16 protein-coding genes are annotated in these 14,576 nt (G+C 66.6%); 10 read left to right on the top strand and 6 right to left on the bottom strand.

Going from position 1 to position 14,576, the window contains the following annotated elements; genetic code table 11:
- Window positions 1-21 precede the first annotated feature (21 nt).
- Window positions 22-1,272 (bottom strand): NADP-dependent isocitrate dehydrogenase, encoded by a 1,251-nt coding sequence (gene icd / locus LIN44_RS04565; RefSeq protein ID WP_012353759.1) that lies wholly within the window; start codon window positions 1,270-1,272, stop codon window positions 22-24.
- A gap of 276 nt (window positions 1,273-1,548) precedes the next feature.
- On the opposite strand from icd, the gene LIN44_RS04560 reads away from it, so the two are divergent.
- The 3 genes from LIN44_RS04560 to LIN44_RS04550 all read left to right on the top strand — a co-directional run bounded on the left by LIN44_RS04560 (window position 1,549) and on the right by LIN44_RS04550 (window position 3,142).
- Window positions 1,549-2,211, top strand: a complete 663-nt coding sequence (locus LIN44_RS04560) for a pseudouridine synthase (protein ID WP_227313687.1) — start codon at window positions 1,549-1,551, stop codon at window positions 2,209-2,211.
- A 104-nt stretch (window positions 2,212-2,315) separates the two neighbouring features.
- Window positions 2,316-2,516, top strand: a complete 201-nt coding sequence (locus LIN44_RS04555) for a hypothetical protein (RefSeq protein WP_092306538.1) — start codon at window positions 2,316-2,318, stop codon at window positions 2,514-2,516.
- Window positions 2,517-2,689: 173 nt separating this feature from the next.
- Entirely contained in the window at window positions 2,690-3,142 is a 453-nt protein-coding gene (locus tag LIN44_RS04550; RefSeq protein ID WP_227313686.1) for a DUF192 domain-containing protein, read from the top strand.
- A gap of 47 nt (window positions 3,143-3,189) precedes the next feature.
- On the opposite strand, the gene LIN44_RS04545 is transcribed toward LIN44_RS04550, so the two are convergent.
- Window positions 3,190-3,675 carry a YajQ family cyclic di-GMP-binding protein gene (locus LIN44_RS04545; RefSeq protein ID WP_227313685.1) on the bottom strand — a complete coding sequence of 162 codons (486 nt, stop codon included), beginning with the start codon at window positions 3,673-3,675 and terminating at the stop codon, window positions 3,190-3,192.
- Between the two features lie 123 nt (window positions 3,676-3,798).
- Here LIN44_RS04545 and murB point away from each other — a divergent pair, with 123 nt between their 5' ends.
- Window positions 3,799-4,818 (top strand): UDP-N-acetylmuramate dehydrogenase, encoded by a 1,020-nt coding sequence (gene murB, locus LIN44_RS04540; protein ID WP_227313684.1) that lies wholly within the window; start codon window positions 3,799-3,801, stop codon window positions 4,816-4,818.
- A gap of 48 nt (window positions 4,819-4,866) precedes the next feature.
- Here the strand turns inward: murB and LIN44_RS04535 are convergent, their stop codons facing one another.
- Both LIN44_RS04535 and argF read right to left on the bottom strand, forming a co-directional pair.
- Entirely contained in the window at window positions 4,867-5,178 is a 312-nt protein-coding gene (locus LIN44_RS04535; RefSeq protein ID WP_115681050.1) for a pyrimidine/purine nucleoside phosphorylase, read from the bottom strand.
- A gap of 79 nt (window positions 5,179-5,257) precedes the next feature.
- On the bottom strand, window positions 5,258-6,181 hold the full coding sequence (gene argF / locus LIN44_RS04530; RefSeq protein ID WP_227313683.1) for an ornithine carbamoyltransferase: 924 nt from the start codon (window positions 6,179-6,181) through the stop codon (window positions 5,258-5,260).
- Window positions 6,182-6,623: 442 nt separating this feature from the next.
- On the opposite strand from argF, the gene LIN44_RS04525 reads away from it, so the two are divergent.
- Window positions 6,624-6,923, top strand: coding sequence for a DUF3579 domain-containing protein (locus LIN44_RS04525; protein ID WP_012353767.1), 300 nt, complete (start codon window positions 6,624-6,626; stop codon window positions 6,921-6,923).
- Window positions 6,924-7,036: 113 nt separating this feature from the next.
- Here LIN44_RS04525 and rpsT read toward each other — a convergent pair whose 3' ends face one another.
- Window positions 7,037-7,303, bottom strand: coding sequence for a 30S ribosomal protein S20 (rpsT, locus tag LIN44_RS04520; protein ID WP_006579059.1), 267 nt, complete (start codon window positions 7,301-7,303; stop codon window positions 7,037-7,039).
- A gap of 320 nt (window positions 7,304-7,623) precedes the next feature.
- Between rpsT and murJ the strand changes: the two genes are divergently transcribed.
- Both murJ and LIN44_RS04510 read left to right on the top strand, forming a co-directional pair.
- Window positions 7,624-9,174 carry a murein biosynthesis integral membrane protein MurJ gene (murJ, locus tag LIN44_RS04515; RefSeq protein WP_227313682.1) on the top strand — a complete coding sequence of 517 codons (1,551 nt, stop codon included), beginning with the start codon at window positions 7,624-7,626 and terminating at the stop codon, window positions 9,172-9,174.
- Between the two features lie 91 nt (window positions 9,175-9,265).
- Window positions 9,266-10,114 (top strand): SirB1 family protein, encoded by an 849-nt coding sequence (locus LIN44_RS04510; RefSeq protein ID WP_227313681.1) that lies wholly within the window; start codon window positions 9,266-9,268, stop codon window positions 10,112-10,114.
- Between the two features lie 20 nt (window positions 10,115-10,134).
- On the opposite strand, the gene LIN44_RS04505 is transcribed toward LIN44_RS04510, so the two are convergent.
- Window positions 10,135-10,788 carry a VTT domain-containing protein gene (locus tag LIN44_RS04505; protein WP_092306524.1) on the bottom strand — a complete coding sequence of 218 codons (654 nt, stop codon included), beginning with the start codon at window positions 10,786-10,788 and terminating at the stop codon, window positions 10,135-10,137.
- Between the two features lie 164 nt (window positions 10,789-10,952).
- Between LIN44_RS04505 and mutL the strand changes: the two genes are divergently transcribed.
- The 3 genes from mutL (at window position 10,953) to LIN44_RS04490 (ending at window position 14,538) form a co-directional block, all read left to right on the top strand.
- A complete protein-coding gene (mutL, locus tag LIN44_RS04500; RefSeq protein ID WP_227313679.1) occupies window positions 10,953-12,935 on the top strand; it encodes a DNA mismatch repair endonuclease MutL in 1,983 nt (660 codons plus the stop codon).
- A gap of 36 nt (window positions 12,936-12,971) precedes the next feature.
- Window positions 12,972-13,940, top strand: a complete 969-nt coding sequence (miaA, locus tag LIN44_RS04495; RefSeq protein ID WP_227313678.1) for a tRNA (adenosine(37)-N6)-dimethylallyltransferase MiaA — start codon at window positions 12,972-12,974, stop codon at window positions 13,938-13,940.
- Between the two features lie 79 nt (window positions 13,941-14,019).
- On the top strand, window positions 14,020-14,538 hold the full coding sequence (locus LIN44_RS04490) for a GNAT family N-acetyltransferase (protein ID WP_227313677.1): 519 nt from the start codon (window positions 14,020-14,022) through the stop codon (window positions 14,536-14,538).
- Window positions 14,539-14,576 lie beyond the last annotated feature (38 nt).

Genomic DNA, 14,576 nt, shown 5'->3' with positions numbered 1-14,576 from the left:
CGCGTTGGCGGGAGTCTGTGCTTACATATTGTCGATCATCACCTGGCCGAAGCCGGAGCACGACACCTGGGTCGCGCCTTCCAGCAGGCGGGCGAAATCGTAGGTGACCTTTTTGGACAGGATCGATTTCTCCATCGACGCGATGATCAGGTCGGCGGCCTCGGTCCAGCCCATGTGGCGCAGCATCATTTCAGCCGACAGGATTTCCGAGCCCGGATTGACGTAATCCTTGCCGGCGTACTTCGGCGCGGTGCCGTGGGTGGCTTCGAACATCGCCACCGAGTCCGACATGTTGGCGCCCGGCGCGATGCCGATGCCGCCAACCTGCGCCGCCAGCGCGTCAGAGATGTAGTCGCCGTTCAGGTTCAGCGTGGCGATCACCGAGTATTCCGCCGGGCGCAGCAGGATCTGCTGCAGGAAGGCGTCGGCGATGGCATCCTTGACCACGATGTCCTTGCCGGTCTTCGGGTTCTTGAACTTGCACCACGGGCCGCCGTCGACCAGCTCGGCGCCGAATTCCTTCTGCGCCAGCTCGTAGCCCCAGTCGCGGAAGCCACCTTCGGTGAACTTCATGATGTTGCCCTTGTGCACCAGCGTCACCGACGGCTTGTCGTTGTCGATCGCGTACTGGATCGCCTTGCGCACCAGCCGCTCGGTGCCCTCGCGCGAGACCGGCTTGACGCCGATGCCCGAGGTCGCCGGGAAGCGGATCTTCTTCACGCCCATCTCGTTCTGCAGGAAGGCGATCAGCTTCTTGGCCTGGTCGCTCTCGGCCGCCCACTCGATGCCGGCGTAGATGTCTTCCGAGTTCTCGCGGAAGATCACCATATCGGTCTTTTCCGGCTCGCGCACCGGCGAGGGCACGCCCTTGAAGTAGCGTACCGGGCGCAGGCAGACATAGAGGTCCAGCTGCTGGCGCAGCGCCACGTTGAGCGAGCGGATGCCGCCGCCGACCGGCGTGGTCAGCGGACCCTTGATCGACACCACGTATTCCTTCAGCACGTCCAGGGTTTCATCCGGCAGCCACACGTCCGGGCCGTAGACCTTGGTCGATTTCTCGCCGGCGTAGATCTCCATCCAGGCAATCTTGCGCTTGCCGCCGTAGGCCTTGGCCACGGCCGCGTCGACCACCTTGATCATCACCGGGGTGATATCGAGGCCCGTACCGTCGCCTTCGATATAAGGAATGATCGGGTTGTCCGGGACATTGAGCGAAAAGTCCTGGTTGACCGTGATCTTTTCGCCTGCCGGAACCTTGATGTGTTGGTACATGACGTCTCCAGTTACGGAACGGTTGTGACTGCCGCCGGTTCGTGGCCGGGCGGCGAGATTCGGGAGATGGCGCTGTGCATTGTAGCGGGCTGGATGCCGCGCCAATACTGCCGTGCATCATGCCGGCGCCGCGCCTGGTCGGCTTCAGTCTTATATAAGACACAAGACCAATTTTATATTATGCAGCAATTTTTCATCATCCGCCAATCGGGCCGGACCCCGAGCCAGCCGGTCTGACCGACCAGCACGCGCCACGCTGCGGCATACTTGCGCCCCATGACCCTGATTGCCCTGAACAAGCCGTTTGGCACCATGAGCCAGTTCTCGGAACACCCGACGCGGCCGACGCTGGCATCCTGCGTCTCCGTGCGGGGCGTCTATCCCGCCGGGCGGCTCGATGCCGACAGCGAGGGCTTGCTGCTGCTGACCGACGATGGCGCGCTGCAGGCGCGCATCGCGGACCCGCGCCACAAGTTGGAAAAAACCTACCTGGCGCAGGTCGAAGGCATTCCCGATGCCGAGGCCCTGGCCCGCTTGCGCGCCGGCGTCGATCTCGGCGATTTCGTGACGCAGCCGGCGACGGTACGGGCCATCGAAGCGCCAGACTGGCTGTGGCCGCGCCACCCGCCGGTGCGCTTTCGCGCAGCCATCCCGACCGCGTGGCTGGAACTGAAGATCCGGGAAGGCAAGAACCGGCAGGTGCGGCGCATGACGGCGGCGGTGGGGTTTCCGACGCTGCGGCTGATCCGGGTGGCAATCGGCGCGCTCGACCTGCGCGCGCTCGGCCTTGCGCCAGGCGAAAGCTGCGAGGTGCCGCTCGCCGAGTCGGGCCTGCCGCTGGCAACGTCCCCAGGACGCCCGGCACCGGCACCGCGCACTCATGTCTCCAAAACCAGACAGGCGAACGTCGCCAAGCGGCGCTTACGTTACAAAAGCTAACAAATCGACCGTCAACGCTGCCAGCAGCGGCCTCGTTCTTGTCGGTGACGCCATCCACGCGTCACCACTTTCCCGACTGCTTTTATCCTTCGAGGTAATACGCCATGAAAAAACTGATCGCTGCACTGGTTGTCGGCCTGTTCGCCACCGGCGCCTTCGCCCAGGCCGCTGTGCCGGCCGATCCGGCCACGCCCGCGGCCGCGGCCACCAAGGAAGCCCCGAAGAAGACCGCAAAAAAGAAGGCCACCCACAAGAAGCACAGCAAGAAGAAGGAAACCGCTGCTGCCGCAGCTCCGGCCGCGTAACCGGGCTGGCGCCACTGCCGGGCGGTGCGCCCGCAGTAGAAAGCAAGGCAGGCCGCCACCAGGGCGCCTGCCTTTTTGTTTGATGGCGGTTGCACCGCACGCGGCCGCCCGCGCATGCAACGTGCGTTATGCTTGCGGCTGCCCGACGCCGTGCCTTCCCCGGACTGACCATCATGCCCCTGTTGCCGAAGACCCTGACCTCGCGTTGCTGCTTCCTGCTTGCCGCACTGGCGGCCGGTGTTGCCAACGCACAAGCCGCGTTGCCGGTGGCGCCGCTGACCGCGGGCATGTACGCGATCCAGGCCGAGGTCGCGGCAACGCCCGCCGCGCGCGAGCAAGGGCTGATGTACCGGAAATCGATGGCGCCCAATGCCGGCATGCTGTTCGTATTCGAGCAGAAGGCGGGCCACTGCTTCTGGATGCGCAATACCGAGCTGCCGCTGTCGATTGCGTTCCTGGCCGACGACGGCACCATCGTCAATATCGAAGACATGGCGCCGCGCACTGAAAACAACCATTGCCCGAAGGCGGCGATCCGCTATGCGCTGGAAATGAACCAGGGGTGGTTCGCGCAAAAGGGCATCAAGGCCGGCGCGAAGATCGGCGGATTGCCGCAGCCGCGCTGACCGGCGGCCGCGTGCGGCGCCGGCAAAGGAGCCGGCGCGGGTGCCGCTCAGTCGCGGAAGTTGTTGAAGTCCAGCGGTGCCTCGGACACATCCTTGCGCAGCATGGCAATCACGTTCTGCAGGTCGTCGCGCTTGGTGCCCGACACGCGCACCGTGTCGCCCTGGATGCTGGCCTGTACCTTGATCTTGCTGTCCTTGATCATGCGCACGATCTTCTTGGAGAGGTCGCCGGTCACGCCCTTCTTGATGGTGATCACCTGCTTGACCTTGTCGCCGCTGATTTTCTCGGTCTTGCCGTAATCCAGGAAGCGCACGTCGACGTTGCGCTTGGCCATCTTGCCGATCAGCACGTCCTTGACCTGGTCCAGCTTGAAATCATCGTCGGCAAAGGCGGTCAGTTCGTTTTCCTTATGCTCGATGCGGGCGTCCGAGCCCTTGAAATCGAAGCGCGTCGAGATTTCCTTGTTGGCCTGCTCGACGGCGTTCTTCACCTCGACCATGTTCGCTTCGCACACTACGTCAAACGACGGCATTGCATTCTCCTTGTGATCCGTATGCCCGGAAGCCGGCCGCGCACGGCGCCTTCCGTATAATCCAGCCTACCTCGCAGTTCCGGGTCGCGCACACCAGCGGCGGCCGCGTCACCTTTCCCTTGCATGGCAGATTTCCACGAATTCTATCCCCTGCGTCGCCACAATACATTCGGATTCGATGCGCGCGCCCGCTTTGCGGTGCACGTGCGCAGCGAGGCCGACCTGGTCTCGGCCCTTGCCGACCCGCGCGCCGAAGGCCTGCCTCTGGTGGTGCTGGGGGGCGGCAGCAATGTCGTGCTGACCGGCGATCTCGACGCGCTGGTGCTGCTGATGGAAATTCCCGGCTACCAGGTCGAGGCCAGCAGCGAGGGCGGCGATGCCTGGCTGGTCACCGTGGGCGCGGGCGAGAACTGGAACGCGCTGGTCAACCGCACCATCGTCGATGGCATGCCGGGGCTGGAAAACCTGGCGCTGATCCCTGGCACCGCCGGCGCCGCGCCGATCCAGAACATCGGCGCCTACGGCGTGGAGCTGCGCGAGCGCTTCGCCGGCGTGCGTGCGTATGACCGGCACACCGGGACCTTCGTCTGGCTGGACCTGCAAGCATGCGAGTTCGGCTACCGCGACAGCCTGTTCAAGCGCGCCGGCGCCGGGCGCTACATCATTACCGCGGTCACGCTGCGCCTGCCCAGGGGATGGCAGCCGGTGCTGTCGTACGGCGAACTGGCGCGGGAACTGGACGGCCAGGCCGCGCCGGACGCGGCCACCATCCGCGATGCCGTGGTCGCGATCCGCTCGCGCAAGCTGCCCGATCCGGCGCAGCTGGGCAATGCCGGCAGCTTCTTCAAGAATCCGCTGGTCAGCGCCGCGCAGCGCGACGCCTTGCTGCAGGCGCATCCGGACCTGGTCAGCTATGCGCAGCCCGACGGCACGTACAAGCTGGCCGCCGGCTGGCTGATCGACCGCTGCGGCTTCAAGGGCCTGAGCGACGGCCCGGTGGGGGTCTATGGCAAGCAGGCCCTGGTGCTGGTGCACCACGGCGGCGGCACCGGCGCGATGCTGCTGGCGCTGGCCAACCGTATCGCCGATACCGTGCAGGCCCGTTACGGCGTGCGCATCGAGCCCGAGCCGGTGGTGCTGTAAAGCTGACGGGCCAGCCGCGCTGGCCCGCCGCGCCTGTCACTCGGCCTGTCACTCGAAGTGGCAGACGTAGTCGAGCGTCTCCTGCACCTCGATATCGAAGCTGCTGTTGCCCGGCACGCTGAACTGCTGGCCGGCGCCGTAGGTCTGCCAGTCTTCCGAGCCGGCCAGGCGCACGCGGCAGCTGCCGGCGTTGATTTCCATGATTTCGGGCGCGCCGGTGTTGAACGTCAGCGATGCCGGGAAAATCACGCCCAGCGTCTTGCGGGTGCCGTCCGGGAACAGCACGGTGTGGCTCACGCACTTGCCGTCGAAATACAGGTTGGCTTTCTTGACGACCGATACGTTGTCGAACTGGCTCACTTCCATCTCCTTGGGTGTCTTGCGAAAGACGTAAAAAGAGGGGCCGCAACGGCCCCTCCCCTGTCCACCCCGGGCGCGCTCAGTAGCGGCCGCAGAGCAGGTATTCCATCAGCGCCTTCTGCACGTGCAGGCGGTTTTCCGCCTCGTCCCAGACCACGCTCCTGGGGCCGTCGATCACGGCGGCCTCGACTTCCTCGCCGCGGTGCGCCGGCAGGCAATGCATGAAGAGCGCGTCGGGCTCGGCGCGGTCCATCATCGCGGTGGTGACCATCCAGTCCTTGAAGGCGCGCTTGCGGGCGTCGTTCTCGGCCTCGAAGCCCATGCTGGTCCACACGTCGGTGGTGACCAGGCTGGCGCCCTGGCAGGCCGCGAGGGGATCGTCGAAGACCTTGACCAGCCCGGCGGCGGATGCCGGCACCATGGCCGGATCCAGCTGGTAGCCCGGCGGCGCTGAGAAATGGAAGGTGAAGCCCAGGCGCTCGGCGGCCTGGATCCAGGTGTACGCCATGTTGTTGGCGTCGCCGATCCACGCCACCGTCTTGCCGCGGATGCTGCCGCGCTGCTCGATATAGGTGAAGACGTCGGCCAGCACCTGGCACGGGTGGTATTCATTGGTCAGGCCGTTGATCACCGGCACGCGCGAATGCGCGGCGAAGCGGTCGATGATGTCCTGGCCGAAGGTGCGGATCATGATGATGTCAACCATGCGCGAGATCACCTGCGCCGCATCCTCGATCGGCTCGCCGCGGCCCAGCTGCGAGTCGCGCGTGTTCAGGAACACCGCGTGGCCGCCGAGCTGGTGGATGCCGGCTTCGAACGACAGGCGCGTACGCGTGGAATTCTTCTCGAAGATCATGGCCAGCGTGCGGTCATGCAGCGGGTGCCAGGTCTCGTAGTTCTTGAACTTGGCCTTCAGGATCCGCGCGCGGTCCAGCAGGTACTCGTACTCTTCGGGAGTGAAGTCGCTGAACTGGAGGTAATGCTTGATCGGGGTTGAGCTCATAAAACAAAGAAGGCGGCTCGGTGGGGACGCGCCGTCACGAACTGTGCTGAGCAACTGTTCATGATCCAAGCGCGCCGCGGAGCCGCCTTTCGCGTCGCATACGCAATTTAACTGCAAGGATCATAAGGGATTATTTCTGCTTTGGCGAGCCCGGATCAACCCGGCCGCGGCCTGCCGCACCGTTGCGCTGACAGCTTCCTGACAGGATTTCGCCCTTATGCGCAACTCTTATATAAGATATAATACTGGCTGATTCACGCGGGGCCCGGCATACCCATGCCAGTGCCCGCCGCCGGCATCAAAAGTGCCCCTGCAGGACACCGACGCCCCGCCTTCCGGCTGGAACCAGCGCGAACCAATCGCGTCCCGGCCGCGTCAAACGGGCGCCCCGTCCAGCGGGCTTACCGTCGAGTCATCCGCCTCACCCGCAGTGTCCAGCCTCATGAACCCCAACGTTCGCGAATACTTTATCCAAGGCATTACCAAGGAAGGCAAGACCTTCCGCCCGAGCGACTGGGCCGAACGACTGTGCGGCGTGATGGCGCAGTTCCGCCCCGAGGGCGACAGCGGCGACCCCCGCCTGACCTACTCGCCTTACGTGCGGCCGATCTTTGCCGGCAACGTCAAATGCGTGGTGGTGGACGTTCGGTTGCGCGACATCGAGCCCAAGGCGCTGGACTTCGTGCTGAACTTCGCCCGCGACAATAACCTGCAGCTGGTCGAAGCCTGCTCGCTCGAATAAGCCCGGCAGCGCCGGAAAGCAAAAAAGCTCGTCGGATGACGAGCTTTTTTGTTGTTGGCGGCATGCCCGGGGCACCCGCCTCTGCTGGGCCGCCTCAGCGGCCCGTGCAGCTATCAGGCAGCCATGGCCTTGATGGCGGCCGACAGGCGCGACTTGTGACGTGCAGCCTTGTTCTTGTGCACGATCTTCTTGTCGGCGATGCTGTCGATCACGGCTTGCGAGTTCTTGAAGATCTCGGCGGCAGCGGCCTTGTCGCCAGCGTCGATGGCCTTGCGAACGGCCTTGACGGCGGTGCGCAGACGCGAACGCAGGCTGGAGTTGTGAGCGTTCTGGGCAACGGCCTGGCGGGCGCGCTTGCGGGCTTGTGCGGAATTTGCCATGTAAAAAATATCCTGAATTCAGATGCGTGCCGCGGGGGACACAACAATTAAGTCATATCGAGCGACCCGGGATGCACTGACACACGAATCCGGAACGCAACTGTCCTTGTGAATCGGCAATTATACACAGATGCCTGAGCGCGTGACAAGACTGCTGGGACTTTGCCGGCGCAAGGCGGGCGTCGGGGCGTGATCCGTATAATAAGCGCCACATTGTGCCGGGCCACGTGGCGCGCCGGCAACTTTACTGCCCGGACCGCGTCTCAAGAAGCTCGCGGTGCCGACGGCACCGGCCCACCGTTCCCGCACCCGTCCGTATCTTGAACCTGCTCAAAGCGCTCGCCACCATCAGCAGCCTGACGATGCTCTCGCGCATCACCGGCCTGGTGCGCGAGATCCTGATCGCCCGCGCCTTCGGCGCGTCGGACATGACCGACGCGTTCAACGTGGCCTTCCGCATCCCCAACCTGCTGCGCCGCATCTTCGGCGAAGGCGCTTTTTCGCAGGCCTTCGTCCCGATCCTGGGCGAATACCACACCCAGCGCGGCGACGCCCCGACCAAGGCGCTGATCGATGCCGTCGCCACCGTGATGACCTGGGTGCTGGTGGCCGTGTCGGTGCTGGGCGTTATCGGTGCGCCGCTGGTGATGACAGTGGTCGCCACGGGTTTCCGCGGGCAGGCCGAAACCTATACCGCGGCGGTGTTCATGACGCGGGTGATGTTCCCGTATATCGGGCTGATCTCGCTGGTGGCGCTGGCCTCGGGCATCCTCAATACCTGGCGCAAGTTCGCGGTGCCGGCCTTTACGCCGGTGCTGCTCAACCTGTGCCTGATCGTCGCGGCGCTGTTCGTCGGCCCCCACATGGATCAGCCGATCTACGCGCAGGCGTGGGGCGTGCTGATTGGCGGCGTGCTGCAACTGGCGATCCAGGTGCCGGCGCTGCGGCGCCTGGGGGTGATGCCGCGCATCCGCTTCAACCTGCGCGCGGCGTGGTCGGACCCGGGCGTGCGCCGCATCCTGCGCCAGATGGGGCCGGCGCTGCTGGCGGTCTCGGTGGCGCAGGTGAGCCAGATCATCAATACCAATATTGCTTCGCGGCTGGCGGCGGGCAGCGTTTCGTACCTGACCTATGCCGACCGGCTGATGGAATTCCCCACCGCGCTGCTGGGCGTCGCGCTGGGGACGATCCTGCTGCCGAGCCTGTCCCGGGCCAACGCCTCGGGCGACCACGCCGAATACTCGAGCCTGCTCGACTGGGGCCTGCGCCTGACCTTCCTGCTGGCCGTGCCGTGCGCGGTCGGCCTGTTCGTGTTCGGCGCGCCGCTGACCGCGGTGCTGTTCAATTACGGCAAGTTTGACGCCCATGCGGTCGAGATGACGCGCCAGGCGCTGGTCTCGTATGGCGTGGGCCTGATCGGGCTGATTTCGATCAAGATCCTCGCGCCGGGCTTCTACGCGCGCCAGGATATCCGCACGCCGGTCAAGATCGCGCTGCTGGTGCTGGTGATCACGCAGGTGTGCAACGTGGTGTTTGTGCCTTGGATCGGCCATGCCGGGCTGGCGCTGTCGATCAGCGCGGGGGCCACGCTCAACGCGCTGCTGCTGTTCTTCGGCCTGCGCCGGCGCGGGCTGTACCGCCCGGCGCCGGGCTGGTGGCTGTTCCTGGCGCAGCTGACCGCTTCGGTGCTGCTGCTGTCCGGCATGCTGCTCTGGTTCGCGCGCAACTTCGACTGGATCGGCCTGGGCGCGACGCCGCTGCTGCGTATCGCGCTGCTGGCTTCGTGCCTGGTACTTGCAGCGGTGGTCTACTTCGGTACACTGTGGCTCATGGGACTGCGCTACTCTGCCTTCAGGCGCCGGGCCGGCTGATGGGTCAGCGGCAACTGCCATTGCCGGCTGAGCGCCTGGCATTGGCGACCCACGCTGCGCGCGGTGCCGGCGGCTGCACCGGGAAACCGACATGACATCCACCAAAGTCCTGGATTATTTCGCCAGCCTCGTGGCCGACGAAAACGGCATCCCGCTGACCGAGACCGCGCTGTCCATCGCGCAGGACGCCTATCCCGACCTGGACCTGCAGGGCGAGCTGGCGGCGCTGGACGTGCTGGCGCTGCGGCTGAAGCGCCGGATTGCGGAAGGCACGCCCGCGATCCAGCGGCTGCGGCTGCTGAACCATTTCTTCTATCGCGATCTCGGCTTCGGCGCCAACGCGAACGACTACTACGACCCCGACAACTCCTACCTGAACGTGGTGCTGCGCCAGCGCCGCGGCATCCCGATCTCGCTCGCGGTGCTGCATATGGAGCTGGGCCAGCAGATCGGCCTGCCGCTCAAGGGGGTGTCGTTCCCCAACCATTTCCTGCTGCGGATGACGATCCCGGCCGGCGAAGTGATACTGGACCCGCTCACCGGCGAGACCCTGTCGAAGGAACAGCTGCAGGAAATGCTGGATCCGTACCTGGAACGCGAGGGCATCAGCGACGCCAGCCAGGTGCCGCTGGGCCTGTTCCTGCGCGCGGCGAGCCACCGCGAGATCATCGCGCGCATGCTGCGCAACCTGAAGGCGATCTATCTGCAGGAATCGCGCTGGCAGCGGCTGCTGGCGGTGCAGAACCGGCTGGTGATCCTGCTGCCGGGATCGATCGAAGAAGTGCGCGACCGGGGCCTGGCCTATGCCAACCTGGAGTGCTTCCGCCCCGCGCTGGCCGACCTGGAAGCCTATGTCCGGGCCCGCCCCGATGCCGCCGATATCGGCCAGATCCGCGAGCGCATGCCCGCGCTGCGGATGATGAGCCGCAGCCTCAACTGAAGCGGCTCCATTGAATCGGCTCAGCGCTCCACGCGCGTGGGCCGGCGGCGGTTGCCGCGCACCAGCTTCCACAGGCCGCCCAGCACCAGCGGCACCACGGCCGCGCCGATGCCGGCCAGCACGATCAGGTTCAGGTACTGGCGGATGAACGGCAGGTTGCCGAAGAAGTAGCCGGCAAAGACCAGGCCGACCACCCACGCCACGGCGCCGATCACGTTGAACATCTGGAAGCGCGCGAAGGTCATTTGCGACACCCCGGCCACGAACGGCGCGAAGGTGCGCACGATCGGCACGAAGCGCGCCATCACCAGGGTCTTGCCGCCATGCCGCTCATAGAAGTCATGGGTGCGGCGCAATGCATCCTGGTCCAGGAAGCGCCACTGGTGGTCGAACACCTTGGGCCCGATCCAGCTGCCCACCCAGTAGTTGACGGTATTGCCCGAGATGGCCGCCACCAGCAGCAGGCCGATCAGTGCCCATTCGTTCATGGCCCCGGTCGCGCAGAAGGCGCCGGCGATAAACAGCAGCGAGTCGCCCGGCAGGAACGGCAGCACCACCAGCCCGGTCTCGGCAAAAACGATCAGAAACAGGATGGCATAGACCCAGTGGCCGTACTGGTCGATGACCGTGCCGAGGTATTTGTCGACATGCACCAGCATGTCGATGAGCTGCAAAGCGAGATCCAAGTCGTTCCCCGTGTGATGGTTTTGACGGTTTCGTTCCATGCGGCCGGTGTCCGATCCACGCCGCCATGGCCTGAATCATACAAGAGCGGCCGCGCCATTCCCTCACCTCGGCAACCCGTCTGCGTGGGGGAACGTCCACGTATAATCGCCGGATGCCAGCCGACCCTTCCAGCACCGCCTTGCGCACCACCCAGCGCCCGCGCCCGATCCGGCCGCTGCCGGATCAGCTCATCAGCCAGATCGCCGCCGGCGAAGTGGTCGAACGCCCGGCCTCCGTGGTCAAGGAACTGCTGGAAAACGCGCTCGATGCCGGCGCCACGCAGCTGGGCATCCGGCTGGAGGAAGGCGGCGTGCGGCGCATCGTCATCACCGACAACGGCTGCGGCATTCCCGCCGCCGAACTGCCGGTGGCGCTGATGCGGCACGCCACCAGCAAGATCGCCTCGCTCGACGAACTCGAGTCGGTGTTGACGCTGGGCTTCCGCGGCGAAGCGCTGGCGTCGATCGCCTCGGTGTCGCAGATGTCGCTGACCAGCCGCACCGCGGCCGATGCCCATGCCACCCAGGTCAGCGCCGACTCCGGCGCCGTGCAGCCTGCTTCCGGCGGCGTCGGCACCACGGTCGACGTGCAGCACCTCTACTTCAACACGCCGGCGCGCAGAAAGTTCCTCAAGACCGAACAAACCGAGCTGGGCCACTGCCTCGAGATGGTCCGGCGCGTGGCGCTGGCACGGCCGGACGTGACCATCTCGGTCCACCATAACGGCAAGCCGCTGGAGCACTGGAATGCCGGCGACGTCGCCACGCGCACCGCGCAAGTGCTGGGCAACGACTTCGCCCGCGCCCGGCTGTCGCTGGACGAGCACGCCGACACCCTCAGCCTGTACGGCTTTGCCGGGCTGCCCACCGCCTCGCGCGGCCGGCCGGACCAGCAGTACTTCTTTGTCAACGGCCGCTTCGTGCGCGACAAGCTGCTCAACCATGCGGTGCGCAGCGCGTACCAGGACGTGCTGCACGGCGACCGCTTCCCGTCCTACGTGCTATGCCTGGACCTGCCGCCGGAGATGGTCGACGTCAACGTGCACCCGTCCAAGATCGAAGTGCGCTTCCGCGAGTCGCGCGCCGTGCACCAGTTTGTCTACCACGCGGTGCAACGCTGCCTGGCACGCCAGGCCGGCGCCAACGGCGACAGCCTGCATACCGATGCCGACGGCGAGATCACGCTGCCGGCGGGCGCCGCGACGCCAGCGGCAGCGGCGCGGCCTGGCGCTGGCGGCGCGGGCCAATGGATCAACTATTCCGCGGCACGGCAGACCGAGCTGGGCATCGCCCAGCCGCGCCAAGCCTACCTGGGCATGGTGCGCGAAGCCACGGCGCCGGCGGCGCGGCCCTATGGCGCGCCCGCAACCGGCGCGGTCAACCGGGCGGGCGCGTCGGCGCAACCGCCGGCATGGCTGGCCGACGTCCAGGCCGCGCGCGCCGGCGACCCGCCAAGCCTGCTGGACCGGCTGCCGCCGGCGCCGGCATCCGGCGCGACCGATGCCGCCGACGAACACCCGCTCGGCTATGCCATCGCCCAGTTGCACGGCATCTACGTGCTGGCGCAGAACGCGCGCGGGCTGGTGCTGGTCGACATGCATGCGGCGCACGAGCGCATCCTGTACGAGCAGATCAAGGCCGCGCTGGACGCGCGCGAGCTGGCGGTGCAGCCGCTGCTGATCCCGGTCACGCTGCCGGCCAGCCCGGTGGAGATCGGCGTCGCCGAAGAACACCAGGAGACCCTGACGCTGCTGGGCTTCGATATCGCCCCGGTGTCGCCCACCACGCTCGCGGTGCGCGCGGTGCCGGCGCTGCTGCAGCAGGCCGATGCCGAGGCGCTGGCGCGCGACGTGCTGCGCGACCTGCACGCCTACGGCGGCTCGCGCGTGCTGGCCGAGCGCCGCAACGAACTGCTCGCCACCCTCGCCTGCCACAGCGCGGTGCGCGCCAACCGCAAGCTCACCGTCGAGGAAATGAACGCGCTGCTGCGCCAGATGGAGCAGACCGAGCGCGCCGACCAATGCAACCACGGCCGGCCCACCTGGGTGCAACTGACCGTGACCGAGCTCGACCGGCTGTTCCTGCGCGGGCAATAAGCGCGCGCACGCTCTCCTTCGATTCAAGGCTTTTCGATGTCCGCCGTCCCCCACGATTCCGCCGCGCATCCGCCCGTGGTCTGCCTGCTCGGTCCCACCGCGTCGGGCAAGACCGCCGCCGCGCTGGCGCTGGCGGCCGACGCGCCGGTCGAGATCATCAGCCTGGACTCGGCGCTGGTGTACCGCGAGATGGACATCGGCACTGCCAAGCCGACGCGCGACGAACTGGCCGTGGCGCCGCACCACCTGATCGACATCATCGACCCGGCCGACAGCTATTCGGCCGCGCAGTTCGTCGGCGACGCCGAGCGGCTGATCGCGCAGATCCGCGCGCGCGGCCACGTGCCGCTGATCGTCGGCGGCACCATGCTGTATTACAAGGCGCTGACACAGGGACTCAACGACCTGCCCCAGGCCGACGCCGCGCTGCGCGCCGAACTCGACCAGCTCGCCGCCGAGCGCGGCTGGCCGGCCCTGCATGCGATGCTGGCCGAGGTCGACCCGGTCACCGCGGCCCGGCTCGCGCCCAATGACGCGCAGCGCATCCAGCGCGCGCTCGAGATCCACCGGCTGTCCGGCCAGCCGATGTCGGCGCTGCTGGCGCGCCAGGCCGAGGGCCGCACCTTTGCCGGCGCGGCCGACCAGCGCTACCGCGTGATCGCGCTCGAGCCCTCGGACCGGCTGGCGCTGCATGCCCGCATCGCGCGGCGCTATGACGCCATGCTCGCGCACGGCTTTATCGAAGAAGTCGAGCGGCTGCGCGCGCGTGGCGACCTGCATCCGGGTCTGCCGTCGATCCGCTGCGTCGGCTACCGGCAAGTGTGGGAATACCTGGACGGCGACGCCGACTTTGCCACCATGCGCGAGCGCGGCATCGCCGCCACGCGGCAACTGTGCAAGCGCCAGCTGACCTGGCTGCGCAGCACGCCCGAACGGCTGGTGGTGGATTGCCTGGCGGCCGATTATGTCGACCAGGTGCGCAGGCTCGCGGACTTCGCACACTGATCCGGCCGCATGCACGCTGGCATGGCGAGTGACGGACAGGCGATAATTCCCGGTTCCTGTACTCGCAAGCCGACCCGCAATGTCCAAGCCGACCTTCACGCTGCGCCCCGCCACCGCGGCCGACAGCGAAACCCTGTTCAAGCTGATCCTGGCGCTGGCCGAATACGAAAAACTGACGCATCTCGTCGAAGCCACGCCGCAGAAGATCGAGGCGGCGCTGTTCGGCGCCAAGCCGCATGCCGAGGCCGTGCTGGTCGAAGTCGATGGCGAGGCGGGCGAGGGGGGCGAGGTGGCCCGCAAGGCGGTCGGCTTTGCCCTCTTCTTCCATAATTTCTCGACCTTCCTGGCCAAGCCCGGCCTCTACCTGGAAGACCTGTATGTCGATCCGGCCTGGCGTGGCCACGGGCTGGGCAAGGCCTTGCTCAAGCACCTGGCGGCACTGGCGGTGGAGCGCGGCTGCGGGCGCTTCGAATGGTCGGTGCTGGACTGGAACCAGCCGTCGATCGACTTCTACCAGGCCATGGGTGCCGACGTGCTGCCCGACTGGCGCATCTGCCGCGTGACCGGCACCGCACTGGACAAGCTCGGCGCGAAATAAGGCAGCGCCGAAGGCGGCAACCGGCCCACCCTCGGTGT

The sequence above is a fragment of the Cupriavidus sp. MP-37 genome (assembly GCF_020618415.1).
Lineage (GTDB): Bacteria > Pseudomonadota > Gammaproteobacteria > Burkholderiales > Burkholderiaceae > Cupriavidus.
This window is presented reverse-complemented; position numbering and strand designations above follow the sequence as displayed.